At 34.9% G+C, this 17690-nt stretch carries 17 protein-coding genes; 9 read left to right on the forward strand and 8 right to left on the reverse strand.

Going from position 1 to position 17690, the window contains the following annotated elements; genetic code table 11:
- Nucleotides 1-16 precede the first annotated feature (16 nt).
- Nucleotides 17-769, reverse strand: coding sequence for a uroporphyrinogen-III synthase (locus tag AB9K26_RS14245; protein ID WP_369973239.1), 753 nt, complete (start codon nucleotides 767-769; stop codon nucleotides 17-19).
- A gap of 15 nt (nucleotides 770-784) precedes the next feature.
- Complete coding sequence (locus AB9K26_RS14250; protein WP_369973240.1) at nucleotides 785-1438, reverse strand: DUF4271 domain-containing protein; 654 nt, start codon at nucleotides 1436-1438, stop codon at nucleotides 785-787.
- Nucleotides 1439-1588: 150 nt separating this feature from the next.
- Here AB9K26_RS14250 and AB9K26_RS14255 point away from each other — a divergent pair, with 150 nt between their 5' ends.
- From AB9K26_RS14255 to AB9K26_RS14265, 3 genes are read left to right on the forward strand one after another with little or no spacing between them, the layout of a single operon-like run.
- Entirely contained in the window at nucleotides 1589-2314 is a 726-nt protein-coding gene (locus tag AB9K26_RS14255; protein ID WP_369973241.1) for a polyprenol monophosphomannose synthase, read from the forward strand.
- 17 nt (nucleotides 2315-2331) lie between these two features.
- Nucleotides 2332-3678, forward strand: a complete 1347-nt coding sequence (locus AB9K26_RS14260) for a dihydroorotase (protein WP_369973242.1) — start codon at nucleotides 2332-2334, stop codon at nucleotides 3676-3678.
- Nucleotides 3675-4139 carry a DUF4296 domain-containing protein gene (locus AB9K26_RS14265; protein WP_369973243.1) on the forward strand — a complete coding sequence of 155 codons (465 nt, stop codon included), beginning with the start codon at nucleotides 3675-3677 and terminating at the stop codon, nucleotides 4137-4139. The genes AB9K26_RS14260 and AB9K26_RS14265 overlap by 4 nt, the downstream gene beginning before the upstream one ends.
- On the opposite strand, the gene AB9K26_RS14270 is transcribed toward AB9K26_RS14265, so the two are convergent.
- Nucleotides 4114-5136: an NAD-dependent epimerase/dehydratase family protein gene (locus AB9K26_RS14270; protein WP_369973244.1), complete on the reverse strand. Its 1023-nt coding sequence runs from the start codon at nucleotides 5134-5136 to the stop codon at nucleotides 4114-4116. The two genes, AB9K26_RS14265 and AB9K26_RS14270, sit on opposite strands and share 26 nt — an antisense overlap.
- 67 nt (nucleotides 5137-5203) lie before the next feature.
- Between AB9K26_RS14270 and tyrS the strand changes: the two genes are divergently transcribed.
- Nucleotides 5204-6496, forward strand: coding sequence for a tyrosine--tRNA ligase (gene tyrS, locus AB9K26_RS14275; RefSeq protein ID WP_369973245.1), 1293 nt, complete (start codon nucleotides 5204-5206; stop codon nucleotides 6494-6496).
- 156 nt (nucleotides 6497-6652) lie between these two features.
- On the opposite strand, the gene AB9K26_RS14280 is transcribed toward tyrS, so the two are convergent.
- The 3 genes from AB9K26_RS14280 to AB9K26_RS14290 form a co-directional block, all read right to left on the reverse strand.
- Nucleotides 6653-7633: an acyl transferase gene (locus AB9K26_RS14280; protein ID WP_369973246.1), complete on the reverse strand. Its 981-nt coding sequence runs from the start codon at nucleotides 7631-7633 to the stop codon at nucleotides 6653-6655.
- Between the two features lie 72 nt (nucleotides 7634-7705).
- Complete coding sequence (locus tag AB9K26_RS14285; RefSeq protein ID WP_369973247.1) at nucleotides 7706-9832, reverse strand: T9SS type A sorting domain-containing protein; 2127 nt, start codon at nucleotides 9830-9832, stop codon at nucleotides 7706-7708.
- Nucleotides 9833-9950: 118 nt separating this feature from the next.
- The gene (locus tag AB9K26_RS14290; protein WP_369973248.1) at nucleotides 9951-10283 is read right to left on the reverse strand and encodes a T9SS type A sorting domain-containing protein; all 333 of its coding nucleotides are present in this window, start codon (nucleotides 10281-10283) and stop codon (nucleotides 9951-9953) included.
- A gap of 215 nt (nucleotides 10284-10498) precedes the next feature.
- Here AB9K26_RS14290 and AB9K26_RS14295 point away from each other — a divergent pair, with 215 nt between their 5' ends.
- Both AB9K26_RS14295 and AB9K26_RS14300 read left to right on the forward strand, forming a co-directional pair.
- Nucleotides 10499-11182 carry a response regulator transcription factor gene (locus AB9K26_RS14295; protein WP_369973249.1) on the forward strand — a complete coding sequence of 228 codons (684 nt, stop codon included), beginning with the start codon at nucleotides 10499-10501 and terminating at the stop codon, nucleotides 11180-11182.
- Nucleotides 11182-12225 (forward strand): sensor histidine kinase, encoded by a 1044-nt coding sequence (locus AB9K26_RS14300; protein ID WP_369973250.1) that lies wholly within the window; start codon nucleotides 11182-11184, stop codon nucleotides 12223-12225. Before AB9K26_RS14295 ends, AB9K26_RS14300 begins: the two co-directional genes overlap by 1 nt.
- Here the strand turns inward: AB9K26_RS14300 and AB9K26_RS14305 are convergent.
- Nucleotides 12199-13260 (reverse strand): glycosyltransferase, encoded by a 1062-nt coding sequence (locus AB9K26_RS14305; RefSeq protein ID WP_369973251.1) that lies wholly within the window; start codon nucleotides 13258-13260, stop codon nucleotides 12199-12201. The two genes, AB9K26_RS14300 and AB9K26_RS14305, sit on opposite strands and share 27 nt — an antisense overlap.
- Before the next feature lie 59 nt (nucleotides 13261-13319).
- On the opposite strand from AB9K26_RS14305, the gene trmB reads away from it, so the two are divergent.
- From trmB to AB9K26_RS14320, 3 genes are read left to right on the forward strand one after another with little or no spacing between them, the layout of a single operon-like run.
- Nucleotides 13320-13994, forward strand: a complete 675-nt coding sequence (gene trmB / locus AB9K26_RS14310) for a tRNA (guanosine(46)-N7)-methyltransferase TrmB (protein WP_369973252.1) — start codon at nucleotides 13320-13322, stop codon at nucleotides 13992-13994.
- A 3-nt stretch (nucleotides 13995-13997) separates the two neighbouring features.
- Entirely contained in the window at nucleotides 13998-14627 is a 630-nt protein-coding gene (locus AB9K26_RS14315; RefSeq protein ID WP_369973253.1) for a LysE family transporter, read from the forward strand.
- Nucleotide 14628: 1 nt separating this feature from the next.
- A complete protein-coding gene (locus AB9K26_RS14320; protein ID WP_369973254.1) occupies nucleotides 14629-14958 on the forward strand; it encodes an MGMT family protein in 330 nt (109 codons plus the stop codon).
- A 96-nt stretch (nucleotides 14959-15054) separates the two neighbouring features.
- Here AB9K26_RS14320 and AB9K26_RS14325 read toward each other — a convergent pair whose 3' ends face one another.
- On the reverse strand, nucleotides 15055-17667 hold the full coding sequence (locus tag AB9K26_RS14325; RefSeq protein ID WP_369973255.1) for a T9SS type A sorting domain-containing protein: 2613 nt from the start codon (nucleotides 17665-17667) through the stop codon (nucleotides 15055-15057).
- Between the last annotated feature and the right edge of the window lie 23 nt (nucleotides 17668-17690).

Below are 17690 nucleotides of genomic sequence, written 5' to 3' on the forward strand. Positions count from 1 at the left end.
TATGTGTTAAGAATTACTATTTTCCTTTATTAACTTTTTCAATGTACTTTTCCAAAGCCATAGTCATAGAAGGGGTTTCAGGGGTTGGAGCTGAAATATCAACTCTCAATCCGTGAGACTCTACTGCTTTGATGGTTGTATTGCCAAAAACAGCGATACGTGTATTGTTTTGTTTGAAATCTGGAAAATTATGGAACAAAGACTCTATACCAGATGGACTAAAGAACACTAAAATGTCATAATAAACATTAGCCAAATCGGATAAATCACTGATTACGGTCTTATAAAAAATAGCTTGTTTCCATTTTACACCAAGGTTATCTAAGATTTCAGGAACCTCAGGTTTTAACTTGTCAGTAGTAGGTAGCAAGAAGTTTTCGTCCTTATATTTTTTAATTAGTGGAGACAAATCGGCAAAAGTACGTTTACCAACATAGATTTTTCGTTTTCTGTACACCACGTATTTTTGGAGATAGAAAGCAACAGCTTCAGACTGACAAAAGTACTTCATTGTATCTGGAACCTTAAATCGCATTTCCTCTGCTACTCTAAAGAAATGATCTACAGAGTTTCTACTAGTTAAGATAATAGCAGTATATTTTGAAAGATCGACTTTTTGTTGTCTAATATCCTTAGCCTCGACACCTTCAACATGTATAAAAGGTCTGAAATCAATTTTTACTTTTTGTTTTTCTTGTAGGTCAAAATAAGGAGAATTCTCAATCTTAGGTTCAGGTTGAGATACTAAAATCGTTTTCACTTTCGTCATATCCACTAACGTATTTTAGGCGTTAAAATCTTTAATTATCTTATATAAAATTAGATAGGGTCCAATTTCAAGAGCGCAAAGATACAAAATAAAATAGAATAAGTTGCTTAATAATAACTTTTGATAATTTTTAAACGAGCTAATAAATCCAACAATATTAATTAAAACAATGAGTCCGATAGATACGTAAATCAAAGCTTTTGTTGGAGCAATCGAATAAATCAAAATACAATTGGCAATTAAGAGAATAAGTCCAGAGTAATTCTTGTAAGTAGTTTTTTGAAACAGGTAAGAATCAATGATGTTGTCAATTTCAAAAAGACTACCAATTAAGCGTTCTAAAAGTACTTTAATTAAAAAAAGGACACCGACACCAAAGACCAGTTTAAAGAATTGCCCTAAATCAAAATCTGTGGGATGGACTGACTTTGCATAAATTAAATATGAAAAAACAGAAACAGAGATTATTAGATTCAAAAACAATAAAGCATCAAAGCCGTCAATGAATTTTTGATCTCTAGCATAAATCTTTAAGTATTTTGAGTTCCCAATAACGGCAATGAAATCGTTAAAACGCTTTGAAAATAAATACTTGCAGACAGTAACCAAAGTTAGTCCGAAGATTAAAAATGATGTAAACCAATCATTAGATATCACCTCTCTAAGCATACCGTAAAATTATGAAGAAATTTTCACGTTGTAAGAAGTATGAATAAAATATTATTGTAAACAAGATTAACATTGTTTATGATTTTTGATATTAGATTAATCGTTTAAAAACTTACATTTGCTGTACCTAACTTAAGCTTATAGAAATAAATGCGTGACGCTATAATCATTATACCAACCTATAATGAGATTGAAAACATAGAAGCCATTGTTAGGGCTGTTTTTGGTCAGAAAAAGGAATTTGATATCTTAATAGTCGATGATAATTCACCTGATTTAACAGCTTTAAAAGTTAAGGAGTTACAAGATGAATTCAATGGAAGACTGTTTTTGTTGCAACGAAAGCATAAGACAGGTTTAGGTTCAGCATACATTGATGGTTTTAAGTGGTGTTTGAAAAAACATTACAATTTTATATTTGAAATGGATGCCGATTTTTCGCATGACCCAAACGATTTGGTTTATCTTTATAATGCATGTGCTGTTAAAGGTGCAGATATGTCCATCGGATCTAGATACGTAGTAGGTGTAAATGTAGTAAACTGGCCCATGAGTCGCGTGTTATTATCGTATTTCGCATCAAAATATGTGAGACTCATAACGCGCATGAAAATTCACGATACCACAGCAGGTTTTGTGTGCTATAAAAGAAAAGTATTAGAAGCCATTGACTTAGATAATATTAAATTTGTTGGGTATGCCTTTCAGATTGAAATGAAATTTAAGGCCTACTTAAAAAAGTTTAAAATAGTTGAGGTTCCCGTTGTTTTTACTGATAGAACAAAAGGAAAATCAAAAATGAGCGGAAGTATTATTTCTGAAGCTATCTTTGGAGTCATCAATATGAAGTTGAAAAGTATTTTTAATAAAACATAGTCATTAGTCTTTAACCCATGAGAAAAACGACCTTAATAAAAAATGCTAGAATTGTAAATGAAGGAAAAATCCTTGAAGGGGACATATTAATTGAAGATGATATCATAAAGGAAGTCGCTGATTCAATAAGCGCAAAATCTGCAGATGTTACGATTATTGATGTAGAGGGTAATTATGTGTTTCCAGGCGCTATTGACGATCAGGTTCATTTTAGAGAGCCAGGACTAACACATAAGGCAACCATTGAAACGGAGTCAAGAGCTGCAATCGCAGGAGGCATTACTTCTTTTATAGAAATGCCCAATACCAATCCACAAACTACAACTATTGAGGAATTGGAACATAAATTTGATATAGCTTCTAAAACCTCTTATGCCAACTACTCCTTTATGTTTGGAGGTACCAACGACAATTTAGAAGAAATTTTAAAAGTTGATTCTAAGTCGGTGGCTGGTTTAAAGTTGTTTCTAGGATCTTCAACGGGAAATATGTTGGTTGATAATCCAAAGGTGTTGGAAAAGATTTTTTGTAGCACCAAAATGGTGATTTCTGTACACTGTGAGGATGAAGCCACAATACAAAAGAATCTTCAGGAGCACATCAAAGTTTACGGAGATGACATTCCAATAAGCAAACATCCAATAATTAGAAGTGAAGAGGCTTGTTATATATCGTCTTCCAAAGCCATTGAGCTAGCAAAAAAGACAGGAGCTCGTTTACATGTGTTTCATTTATCTACAGGAAAGGAAACAAAATTGTTTTCAAATAAAATCCCGTTAAAGGATAAGAAAATTACTAGTGAGGTTTGCATTCACCATTTATGGTTTAGTGATGAAGATTATGATGCTAAAGGTTCTTTAATTAAATGGAATCCAGCAGTAAAGACTACAAAAGACAGAGACCAGCTTTGGAAAGCATTGTTAGATGATAGAATAGATGTAATTGCAACAGATCACGCCCCACATACTTTGGAAGAAAAGAATAATGTATATACTAAAGCACCTTCTGGAGGACCTTTGGTACAGCATGCTATGGTCGCAATGGTTGAAGCTTATCATAGAGGAAAGATTTCTTTGGAAAAAATTGTTGAGAAGATGTGCCATAATCCTTCCATTTTGTTTGATGTGGAAAAAAGAGGCTATATCAAACCTGGCTATTTTGCCGATTTGGTTGTTTTGGATATCAACAACCCTTGGACCGTTAAAAAAGAAAATATTTTATATAAATGTGGATGGTCTCCGTTTGAAGGAACAACATTTAAGTCTAGAGTCACCCATACATTTGTCAACGGTGTTTTGGTGTATAATAATTTTAAGATTTTAAATGTTAAAGCAGGCCAACGATTAACGTTTAACAGATCATGATTCGTCTCGTAATAATAGTTTGTTGTATTAGTATTTTGGTTTCATGTGATCAAGTTGAAAGACCAAAAAAGCCAGATAATCTCATATCAAAAGGAAAGATGGTTGATATTCTTTATGATATGTTTGTTCTAAATGCAGCCAAAGCAACGGATAGGCGACTATTAGAAAAGAATAAGGTGACACCAGATCGATACATTTACGAAAAGCATCAAATTGACAGCATGCAATTCGTGAAAAGCAATGAATATTACGCTTATGATATCAAAGTTTATGAAGATATTATAAATCAGGTCGAAGCGAAGATTCAAAACAAGAAACAAGCCCTTGAAAAAGCTATTGAAAAAGAAGAAGACCGTCGTAAAAACCGACTAGATTCCATAAGAAAGCTTGGAGACACCATCATTAAGAATAAGCCTTATAAAAAGGAATTGAAAACTAGGAACGAGGAAAATCCATATTAAAATACCTGCACACTTTTTCAATGGATGTGTCGATTGACGTATAGGTAAATTGCAAAGCCGATACGAGCTTAGTGTTGTCATAAATGGTTTTTGTTCTCATTGACTTAACCAATTGTTTAGAGAGTTTTCTTCGTTTTCCAAATAACTTGTGGTTCAACCAATCCATACGCCAACCAAGTTCTAACAAAAGTTTACTGGCCTTTTTTTGAGCAGGAGAAACGTTTAATGTGTCTGCTACTTTCTCTTGAAAGGTTTTAAAGGAAAGGTTTTCTGAAACTAATATAAATCGCTCATTTATGATAGTGCTGTTCATAAGATTGACCATGATATCAGTCACATTCCATACATCAACGTAACCTGTTGTTCCTGTGGTATAATAATTTAAGCCATTATGTATGAGCCGAAATAAATTGCCACTACTACCACCTTTCCAATAACCAGGACCTAGGACAATTCCAGGATTAACAATTACGGTTGGAACACCTTCCTGTGTGCCTCTCCATGCTTCAATTTCTGCTCCATATTTGGTTATGGCATACACACTATTGTCTTCTTCAGGATTCCATTCGGTATCTTCAGTGATTTTTTGTTCAGGATTCATAGGATGACCAATGGCAGCTATGGAACTTACATAACATAATTTTTTAACATGATTTGAAATACAAAGATTCACAATGTTGGCGGTTCCCTCAATATTTACTTTTCTTAATCTATGATATTTATTAGGTTCAAAACTTACAAATGCCGCACAGTGGTATACATAATCTATGCCGATAAATGCCTCTTGTAATGCAGGTACATTGTTGAGATCAGCTTCGACCCATTCTATTTTATTGAAAAGTGATTCGTGATTATCAGTATAATATGAAAAGACATGTTGTACGCGTTCAAGCGTATGAGATCTTCTATAAATTGCCCTTACTTTTTCGCCATCACTAATAAGCTTGTAAAGCAAATGTGAGCCTACCAAACCTGTACCACCAGTTACTAGAATCATTTTATAAAATTAGGCTTTTTTCTTTTGACGCATACATATATCTTTGCCAATATTTGAATTTTAGGTTATGATAAAGAATTTTGTCGAGGAATTGGAATGGCGAGGTATGGTTCATCAAACGATGCCAGGAGTTGAAGAGCATTTAATGGAAGAAATGCGTACTGCTTATGTAGGATTTGATCCTACTGCAGATTCACTTCATATAGGTAATTTGGTTCCTATAATGTTATTGGCTCACTATCAGAGATGTGGACATAAACCTATTGCTTTGGTTGGTGGTGCTACGGGAATGATTGGTGATCCTTCTGGTAAATCAAGCGAAAGAAATTTGCTTGATGAACAGACCTTACGTCATAACCAAGAAGCTATCAAAAAACAATTGGGACATTTTCTCGATTTTGAGAGTAATGCTTCCAATGCGGCAATATTGGTGAATAACTACGATTGGATGAAAGCGTTTTCATTCTTGGATTTTATTCGTGATGTTGGTAAACATATAACCGTAAACTACATGATGGCCAAGGATTCTGTAAAAAATAGGATTTCTTCAGAATCTACAGATGGTATGTCGTTTACAGAATTCACATACCAACTTGTACAGGGTTACGATTTTTTACATCTATACAAGTCTCATAATTCTACACTTCAAATGGGAGGAAGTGATCAATGGGGAAATATTACAACAGGAACCGAGTTGATCAGACGAATTTCACAAGGAAAGGGTTATGCCATAACGTGTCCGTTGATTACAAAAAGTGATGGCTCTAAGTTTGGAAAGTCAGAAGGCGGCAATGTGTGGTTGGATGCCGAAAGAACGTCACCTTATAAATTTTATCAATATTGGTTGAATTCTAGTGATGAAGATGCTGAAAAATATATCAAGATCTTCACCTTTTTGACGAAAGAGGAAATAGAAGATATTGTAAAATCACATCAAGTAGAACCTCACTTACGCGGTTTACAGAAACGATTGGCTCAAGAGATGACAACGATGGTACATTCAAAATCAGATTTCGAAAATGCTGAAAGAGCTTCGAACATTCTTTTTAGTAAAAGCTTCAAATCGGATATCAAAACCTTGGATGAAAAGACTTTCTTAGACGTGTTTGAAGGTGTTCCATTAGCGGAATTAAATAAATCAGAATTTGAAAATTTAGACATGATTGGTGCCTTGTCTGCTAAGACTAACTTTTTAAGTTCCAATGGTGAGGCTCGTCGTGCATTAAAGGAGAATGCCATTTCTGTTAACAAGGAAAAGGTGCAGGAAGATTATAATCTATCGGAAGACGATTTGATCAATGATAAGTATCTCATTATAAATAAAGGGAAGAAAAACACTTACATTATTAAAGTTATATAAATATAAACGCCTCATCATTTGATGAGGCGTTTAACATTAACCAACCAACTATTCTCGAAGCTAATCTTTCTTTTTCATAGAATATTTCAAACTTCCAAAAATCTTAGCTTCTTAAATTTTGTCGTAAACTAATTGGCAAACTTTCACGACAAAATGTTAAAGTACCATTAAATTACAACCTCTAATATCACTGGAATCAAAACGACCTATGATTTCAAATGAGCCATCTATATTTACACGACCTAAATCTTGTGTTGCAATGAATGAACAGGAATTTATGTTTGCCAAATCAATGACATTTACGCCTCCTGTTTTCAGTGGTTTTTGTAAAGAAAAAGCATCTTCTGGTTCGCGCGTAATGATACGCATCCAATTTGGGCATTCAAAGAGACCGTTTCCTTTAGAATAGGCTTGACTGAGTAATTCGGTCATGCCATATTCGCTATGGATAGCATTCACACCAAATCCTTTTTTTAGAACTTGGTGTAATTCTTCACGAACCATTTCTTTTCTTCTGCCTTTCATTCCACCGGTTTCCATAACGATGGTGTTTTTTAGATTGAACCTATTTAATTCCACTAAATCTAAAAGGGCAAAGGACACTCCAATAAGTAGTGTTTTTTTGTTTTGTGAATCCAATAGGCTAAGATGGTCTTTTAATTCTGAAATGTTGTCGAGATAAAATCCGCTTTCAGGATGTTTAGATTGTTGAATCAAATCATTCACCATAAAAATTAGAGAAGAGCCTTCGCGTTCCAAATAATTAGGAAGCAAAGCTAATACTACATAATCTTCAATGGCGCCATAAAAGTTCTTGAAGGCGTTTCTGAAACTTGTTTTGTAGAGCTCTAAATCGGTTACATAATGTTTACTTGTAGTACTTCCTGTGGTTCCGCTACTTGAAAAAATGTCTTGGATAGGGTCTTTTGAGCTTACTACTTGATGACTTTTGAAAAATTGAATTGGTAAAAACGGAATGTCCTCAAGCTTAGTTATATCGCTTGGATGCTTATATAGTAAATCACAGAATGAGCGATACACAGGATTATTTTCAAATTGAAATTGAAATACCTTCATGGCCATGTCATGAAATTCATTTTCAGAAGAAATAGAAAAAATATCCTGATGGTTTATCATGGTTACAAAAGTAGGAAAAACAAAAAGCGCTGCCTATAAGGCAGCGCTTTTAATATCTGAAACGAAAAATGTTTACTTAATAATTAGCTTCTTAGTTACGGAAGCATTGTTTTGGGTTATTTTCATGATATAAACCCCTGAGTTTAATTCTGAAACATTCAATTGTTCATTGGTTACTTCAGTATTAATCATTTCTTTGCCTAAGATGTCGTAAACAGCTACTGAAGTCGTTGCTCCATTTGCGCTTTTGATATTTACATAGCCTAGAGAAGTTGGATTAGGATAAATCTTAAAGCTATTCGCAGTAAACTCTTCCGTAGAAAGCGTAGTTGGAGTTACTTGAGCCCATGACGTACCTAATCTTAATTCATCAAATAAAACAAATGGCGTTTCACCAGTTGAATCTTGTCTAATTACAAATTGGTTCATTCCAGTAACAATATCACCAACTTCAGCAGAAGTTGCCGTAGCTGCAGGAGCAGATCCAGCACCAAAACTAGCATCACTTGGGTTGACCCAAGTATTGATAGTGCCATCATCTAAACTATAACTCATAACAACAAATACAGTTGCACCTGTTGTTAAAATTGTTGGGTCTAATTCAGCACCACTTGGAGCAGTATTTACATTGGAAATACCTATTTGATATTGACCTGCACCACCTTGAGCAGAAGGAGGTAACACAGGAACTGTCCAAAGTCTAGCATCAAAATTACCTAATACAGCAAAGTAACCAGGTGTTGTTTGTAAATCGTTTGCAGTAACATTAATTAAGAAAGAAGCATATAATGTACCACTTGTAACTTCTGTAAATTCGATTGCTGGATCACTTCCTCCACCATCAAAAGTCACGTGGTTTCCAGTTTGATTAGAATCCGCTAGGTTAGGATATGTTAATCCACCAGGACCACCAATCAAAACTTCATCAAAGCTATCTGAGATGTTAGTCCAATTTGCAGCATCGATAAGTTGTGTGGTTTCAGTATAATTGAAACCTTCGTATAGAGGCAATGCCAACTGAGGATCACAATCAGGACTGCTGATGTTTCTTGTAAAATCGCAGCTACTGTCCATTGGGTTTCCAGTAAAAGTAACAACAAAGTCAGTACCTTCAGTAATGCCAGTAATGGTAATAGTACCATCTGCTACACTTGAAGGGTCATCGCCACCAACAGTGCCAACACCTCCAGTATCAATAGTATACATAGTAGTGCCACCACCAGTATATTCAATAGTTACTGAATAAGGATCCATTGAGCTTGGAGTAATAGCATCACAAGTTGCTGTAATAGTACCAACTTGAATGTCACAAGGATATTCAACACTAAAGCTAACCATGTCAGTATCTAAAACACTTCCATCAACTAATTCAATACTAACCGCTACAGAATCTCCGTCAGATAATGGTCCGACTGGAAATGGGCTTGAAACACCATTAGACGTATTTGGAGCACCACCATTAAGTGTAACCGTTATATTTACAGTTGCTCCAGGAGCATTTGCAACGGTCCACTCAACGTCTACGGAACTTGTTCCTGAAGGGAAAGCTTCTGTGTCAAATGGAGTTGTAATAGTAATTGTAGGATCAGTATTAACTGAAGGTGAATAAGTGCCTATTGGGAACATCGAAGGACAACCAGCATTAGTTCCAGTATCATCTGCAAGGTCACAACCATCTAAGGCATTGATACCACTAAACGTCCACTCAGAATCTGTAAAAGTAGCATTAGGACCAAAACCATCAACTCTATAAGCCCAACCATCAAGATATTCCCAAGTCTCACCAGTTCCATCTACACCAGGCACACCTATGACATCACTAACTGATCCGTTGGCATATAAAATAACAACATCATCACCATTATTGTTTAATTCTCCGCCAGTCACTTCATACGTTGGATTGATTCCGAGGTATTGGGCAAATCCAGGTGTTTCAGGAGAAATATAAATAAAATCACCAGCAGTATAAGCGTCTGCAGGAAACGTGTAAGTTTCAACACCTGTAGAAGCATTTCCATTACCTGCTCTCTCGATACCATAAACACTTAAGTCTGGGATGTCGTTTACAACATACAATTCAAGGCCTTTTGGAAACCCTCCAGGAAGAGGACCATCAATAATCCCTGTTATAACTAAGTCTTGAGCAAAAGACATAGAAGCAACAAATAAAGTTGCTATTAAAAAGTAAAGTTTTTTCATAATTAAAATAATTAGATTGAAATAAATATTGCACACAAATATAGCAAGATTTAAGAGCATTCACTAATTAAAGTTATGATAAACTCTTATTTTACAATATGATAATATTAAAATATAACTACTTAATTATCAGTTTTCTGGTAGTTGAAATTTTACCTTCCTCAATTTTAAGTATGTATACACCTGGAGGCAATTTTCTAACGTCAAGCTCTTTGCCCAATAGGACAGCACTTAAGACAGGTTTTCCTAAAACATCAAAAATTTCAATGTTTTTTTGTGAAGGTTGATCTGAAACGATATAAACTTTTCCATCATAAACAGGATTTGGATAAATGCTAAGCTTGTTCTCAGACTCAAGCAACAAAGGCTTATTTTCTTCTACAAAAGAAGCGCCATAAGTAGAAACCACCAATGATAAGGAAAGCATTAAAAAGATAATTGTATTTCTCATGACCAATACATTTAGATATTATATCTTCAATAAATCCTCAAAAGTTATACCAATTTTTTTCATGTCGTGTATTTTAGATGACATGTGTTTACTAACATCAAAATTAAGGTTAACTTAATGTTATTTATATTTCTACAAATCATGATTTTTTGTTATTAATCCTATCTTTACATTATATTTTGAAAACTCTGACTAAACGGAGTCCATATGTTATTATGAAAAAAAGAGATATTAAAATCCTTTTAGTTGATGATGAACCAGATATTTTAGAGATTGTTGGATATAATTTATCAACCGAAGGATATCAAATTATTACCGCTGAAAATGGTATTGAAGCTGTTAAAAAAGCAAAGAAAGAAAAACCACACCTTATAATATTGGATGTCATGATGCCTGAAATGGATGGTATCGAGGCATGTGAGCAGATTAGAAAAGTTCCAGATTTATCCAATACCATCATTACCTTTTTAACAGCTCGTGGTGAAGACTATTCCCAAATGGCAGGTTTTGATGCAGGTGCAGACGATTATATCACCAAACCGATCAAACCTAAAGTATTGGTGAGTAAAGTCAAGGCTCTTCTAAGACGTCTAAAAGAAGAAGATGCTTCAGAGAATATCCTTAAAATAGGAAATTTGGTCATTAACCGCGAAGAATATAAAATAGCTTACAAAGGAGAGGAAATCATTCTTCCTCGAAAAGAATTCGAATTGTTATCTTTGTTGGCAACAAAACCTGGTAAAGTTTTTAAACGCGAGGAAATTCTCGACAAGGTTTGGGGAAATGAAGTCGTTGTTGGTGGGCGAACCATCGATGTTCACATTCGGAAACTAAGAGAAAAAATCGGAGACAAAAGCTTTAAAACCGTTAAAGGGGTTGGGTATAAGTTTGTCGATTGATGCAAAATAAATTAAAAAAAACGTACAAGTTCGCATTTAGAACTTCTTTGTACATCACCATTTTTTTAACGCTCTTATCGAGTGTTTTTTTGTATTTACTGCATTCCATTAATGTCTTGTATATTGTTTCATTTGCGGTGTTCACATACATACTATCGTTTATTGTCATTCAGTACAGGGTTGAACGCTTTATCTACAGACGTGTTAAGAAAATCTATGACGATTTAACTCTGTTGGAATCTACGTCACTCAGAAAACAGCCTATTACAACCGATATGGCAACTTTGACTCAAGAAATTGATAAATATGCCAAGGATAAGAAACTTGAAATTGAAACGCTTAAGGTAAGGGAAGAATATCGAAAAGAATTTTTAGGAAATGTCTCACATGAACTGAAAACACCTTTATTTACTGTGCATGGTTATTTGTTGACTTTACTTGATGGAGCGATGCATGACGAAAGAGTCAGTGAGAAATACTTGAAAAGAGCCAACAAAGGGTTAGAGCGTCTAATTTATATCGTTAAAGATTTAGATATGATTACCAAATTAGAGGTTGGTGATTTAAGGCTGAATGTTGAAACTTTCAATATTGTCGAATTGGTTGAAAGTGTTTTTGATCTGTTGGAAATGAAAGCAGCCAAGAAAAAAATCACACTAACCTTCGATATGGATTACAACGAGCCTATTTTGGTGTCTGCTGATAAGGAACGTATTCAACAAGTCTTAACCAATTTAGTGGTTAACTCTATTAAATACGGACGAAAAAAAGGCACCACTGAAATTAGCATTGAAAATCTTATCAAAAATAAAGTCATTGTAAGGGTTACAGATAATGGTGAAGGCATTTCAGAAGAAAACCTTACACGTTTATTTGAACGTTTCTTTAGGGTTGATAAAAGTGGATCAAGAAAAGAAGGTGGTTCTGGGCTCGGACTTTCAATTGTTAAGCATATCATTGAAGCGCATGACGAAAAAATCTATGTCGAAAGTGAATTAGGCGTGGGAAGTGAGTTTTCATTCACTTTGGAAAAGGCTGAATAATTTTTTGTAATTAGTAGTATAATTCATTGAACTAAGTCCTTTAGTGTCTTCAATATTGGCAAGTTTGTCAACTGAAAAATCATTTTGCTTACAACTCAACACATGTCCTAACTTTGATAAACGTTTTGCTAAATACTCTTGTTCAAATTGTCCAGGTGTCGGAATAAAAAATGCCTTTTTTTGCAATTTGGCTAAATCCATAACAGTTGTATAACCAGAGCGAGACAAAATAAACTTACTTTCGTTGAGTGCATTTTCCAAAGTGTGACTGGTCATGTAATTATAAATATCCATTTGCCCTTCAGTCTGTTTCTCAGATGATCCATCCACTTTTCCTTTAACAAAAACAATGTTGCCATCAAAAGATTTTAGCTTGTCCAATAAGACATGCTCCAGCATGGTTCGTTGAGGTTCAGGACCTGAAAGCAATACCATTAAATCATATTTTAATGGACGCTCAGTTTTATTGAAACGGCTTAACGGACCTATATATTTAACAGGAATACCTTGAACTTCTGTGTGACCAAGTTTACCGCTTAAATTGTCTTCACCAATATTATCTGGCACCCAACATTCATTGAAGCGCTTAATGATTTTTTGATGCATTTTAGTGCTTAACCAAGTTGTATTCCCGCTAAGTACCTTGAGCTGATGTGTAATGAATACAGAAGGCACATTTTTATTATAAACGCCCAATCTATTATCTGAAATGATACCATCAATCTGTTTGTCTTTTACGATGTTGTTAACCGTTTTTCGTTCAGACTTTATTGCATTGACCAATTTTGGAGAGTTTTGAAGCATTTTGAACTTAAAAAACTGTCCGTTTTTAGCATACTTTATATCATATGATGGTAAGGCAATGGTTTCCAATTCAGGGAATTCCTTTTCCAACAAAGCTAAGGCAACACCGTCACTGGCAATAACAGGTTCATGACCTAAGTCTTGTAAGGCCTTGATAAGTGGAATGCATCTCGTAGCATGACCCAATCCCCAATTTAAAGGAGCAACTAATATTCGCTTTCGAAAAACCATAAACGACAAAGATAAAACTAATATGTTTACTTAATTTTGCCAAAACATTAAATTAAGTCGTGGGAAGTAAAAACAAGTTAAAGCGTTTTAGGGAAAACGAGACCTTTTCAAATGTGATTCAACCTTCAAGAGAAACGTTGTTAGATCATACCTTTGAATTTAGAGGCCGTTGGAAATCTGCTTTTTTTAAAAATGAAAATCCAATCGTACTCGAATTAGGTTGTGGAAAAGGTGAATATACAGTGGCTATGGCTGAAAAATATCCCGAGAAGAATTTTATCGGCATTGATATTAAAGGTGCTCGCTTTTGGAGAGGTGCCAAAACAGCTGTTGAAAATGATATGACCAATGTAGCGTTTTTAAGAATCCAAATTGAATTGGTTGAGCAGGCTTTTGCAGAAAATGAGGTGGATGAAATTTGGATTACCTTTCCAGATCCACAAATAAAATACAAGCGTACTAAACATAGAATGACCAATACCGAGTTTTTAAAACGCTATAAAACTATTTTGAAACCAGAAGGAACTGTAAACCTTAAAACCGATAGTGAATTCATGCATGGTTATACGCTTGGGCTCTTGCATGGTGAAGGGCACGAAGTTCTATACGCCAATCACGATGTGTATAAATTAGAGGGAAGTCCAGAAGAAGTAACCAGTATTCAAACCTTTTATGAGTCACAATATTTAGAACAAAACAAAGCAATTACGTATATTAGGTTTAAAATTAAGTAGATTTTGAACATTACTGTCATCTTCTTTTTAGGATTGATCATTGCGCTTATTGGAGTCATTCCTCCAGGTCTGCTTAATATGACAGCGGCGAAAATAAGTTTAAAGGACGGCTATAGTCGTGGTATTGTATTTTCTATAGGTGTTTGCGTGATTGTCTTTTTGCAAACCTATATAGCAACCATGTTTGCACGTTACTTAAGCAACCATCAAGATGTCGTAGAGATTTTACAACGTGTCGCCTTTGTGATTTTTGTACTCATTACGATTTATTTTCTGCTACTTGCAAAAAACACTACAAAACCTGAAATAGATACAGAAGCAAAAAGCAAGTATAGTCGCTTTTTTCAAGGCATGTTTTTGTCGGCTATCAATGTGTTTCCCATTCCGTATCAGGCTTATATGACCATTACTATTGCCTCTTTCGGTTGGTTCGCTTTTGATAAGATTAGCATCATAACTTATGTAACTGGAGCAGTAATGGGAACCTTTGTGATGCTCTATGTCTATATTTTCTTTTTCGATAAGATCAAAGACAAGAAGTTTACATCCCAAAAAAGCATGAATTATACCATTGGAACCATTACAGGAATCGTGGCTACTGTGACGTTGATTAACATTTTAATGGAGTTGTAGTATGAAACCAGAAACTCTTAATTTTTTCGACAAAGTTTATGATATTGCTCGATTGATTCCCTACGGAAGAGTGACTAGTTATGGAGCTATTGCCAATTATTTAGGTGCCAAACGTAGCGCCAGAATGGTTGGTTATGCCATGAATGCTTCTGAAGGGAAGGAAGTGCCAGCCCATCGCGTGGTTAACCGCAACGGATTGTTAACAGGAAAGCATCACTTTGATGGTACAAATTTGATGCAGCAACTTTTGGAAAATGAAGGCGTAAAGGTGGTTGAAAACCAAGTCCAAGATTTCGATGCACTATTTTGGGATCCAGCTAAAGAGTTATGAAAATGACGTCATTCTGAACTTGTTCAGAATCTCATTGCATATTTAAAAGTAAAGGGGCAAGAACAAATTAAAAATTGATAATAAAAATTTTTTGGACTAATCCTTAATAAACTTTCTTACAGTTTCACCTTTTATGGTTCTGACCTTAATGAAATAGGTTCCTGAAGAAAATGGTTCTGTAGTTATTTCGAGATTCGATTTAGACCCAAGTACGGAAATTTCCTGAACAATTCTTCCTGATAGATCATAGATGCAGACATGTTTAATAATGTCATTGGTTTCTATATTCAATATTCCAGAAGTCGGATTTGGATATAACAACATTTCGTTTTCATATGCAAACGCTTCAGTACTTAAAGTAGCTACTGTGGTCTGAGCTTCATTGGTAATAATAGGAAAGTTGAAATCGAAATAGATCTCAGCCTCGTTCTCAAATGTATCTCCCAAAACCAAGGAATCCAAAGTCCTTATTTTGAATACCACATAGCCATCGTTGTTGGCGTCATCGAACGGCAAATTGATATTCTCAAAAATGAACTCTACATAGTAGTCGGCACCACTATCAGTAATCCTAGCCACAAAGTCATGGCTAGAATCCACAGGGACAAGGCTGGACAGGTCATACTTTGTTCTGTCGATATGATCCTTGACAACGATATTGACAGCATCAGCTGTACCAGTATTTTCAAATCGAATTCTATAGTGTACAAACTCACCAACCTGTTCTGGAGTTATGGTGCTTCCCTCGAGACAGGTTTTATCGTTAGGGTCAAAAGAATTGACAACGGTTTGCTGTAGTTCAAACGTATTGTCATCAGGTGTTTCATCGGTTTCAGAAATACTGAGTGACGCAATAAAGGACAACTGTTCATCACCATTTAATGGAGGGTTTTCCATTGGTGAGTTCAGATTCATGGTTAACAGAATTTCGCGACTTTCAAGTGGCGCTAAGTCAGTAAAACTCCAGCTCAGTAAATCAGTAAGTCCAGATTCGTTGGGAGGTGCTGCCGATACATAATCCATGACGTCGTCTTGAAAACCAAAATCGATGTCTCCAGATAAGGTAGTTGTGCCTTTATTCTTGTATACGATCTTATAATTAGCATCAAAACCAGGACGTGCTTCGTTGATAGGAATCAGAGTGATTTCTAAATCATTAAAAGCGCCATTAGGAGTGATGCAAAAATCTTGAAGATACGGACTTGTATCTGTCGGGAAATCTACTGAAATACTAGAGGGAGACACTGTAAAATAATCTGGATTTTCAAGTGTTGGAGTTAAGGTGTGTGAACCATAAACAGCAGAAACAGGAATATAGTAATATCCTGACGCATTAGAAATAAAACTTCCAGAGTCAGAACCGCCAGTAATTGTTAGATTTAAATAAGGAAAAATCACATCGTTTACATCACAGCCATTATTGTCTATGTCTAGAATCGTATTACCTTCAATTGTGTAATAGTCACCTCCTGGAGTGAATGAGCAGTAAGCGTTAACCACTACATTTGTATAACCACAATTGTTGACCAAATCTTGAATGCCTTCAACATCAATCTCTTCCATAGCGGCATTAATGTAGGTATAACCATGTATTTCAGATTCATCTGCACAAACATACCTTAGATTAGGGTTATTACATATGTTATAACTGCCAGAATCATAATCAATACCAGTTAACTGAGTAACGCCATTTTTAAAAGAAATCGTTTCTAGTACAGGATTATCAGTAACAGCATAAGAGTGATAATTATAATAATCTAAATACCCTAACTGAACATAGGTTAGATTGGCATTGTTTCTAAGGTTAAGATAGTCTATATGTGTGTTAATGAAATCAACTTCAATTAATCCTGTATAATTAAGGGTAAGATATCCAATTGAAGTCCCTAATGCTATTGATGTTAAATTTGGATTGTTACTGCAATCTAATTCAGAAATATATGCTGATGTACTTACGTCAAGGGATGTCAATTGATTATCAAAGCAATAAACAGTGTCTAAGTTTGTATTGTTTCCAAAATTTATACTGCTAAGTTGATTGGAAAAACAATCCAAGTACCAAAGATTTTCAGTAGCGCTAATGTCAAGAATACTTAATTGATTATTAGAACAACCCAGAGATATTAAACTTGTTAAGTTACTAATGTTTAATTCTGTGAGTTGATTACCGCTACAAGACAGATGTTCGAGATTACCTAAAGCACTTACATCTAGTTCAGTCAGTAGATTACCACCACAATGCAGAGATTTGAGATTTGTTAAGGCACTTACATCTAGCTCAGTTAATTGCATAGTGCTGCACTCTAATCTAGTTAGATTTATCAAGGCATTAAAATTAAATGGTGTTAGTAGATTACCACTACAATAAAATTCTTCAAGGTTGGTTGCTAAAGCACTTATATCTAAGGTTGTCAACTCATTCCAGCTACAATCCAAGTGGACTAAATTTGTAAAGTTCTCAATACCATTTAATGAAACTATGGAATTCTGCCTTATTCTTAAATGTGAAATAGCTAGTGCTTCGGTCAAGGTGATTTCACCATCATCGTTGGTGTCTGCATCCGATTCAAAAGAGCCGTTTCCATCAGCATCAACACAATTCGTATTTACCAAAGCATTCTTAAAGTTAGGATCTGGAATATCAATAATTTGTGCGTTAAGAGCGAAGAAAGGGACAAACAGTAGAATTAAAATGTAAAGTTGTTTCATGATCGTTGGTTGTTTCAACAAGA

Origin of the sequence: Psychroserpens sp. XS_ASV72 (assembly GCF_041224425.1) — a bacterium.
Classification (GTDB): domain Bacteria; phylum Bacteroidota; class Bacteroidia; order Flavobacteriales; family Flavobacteriaceae; genus Psychroserpens.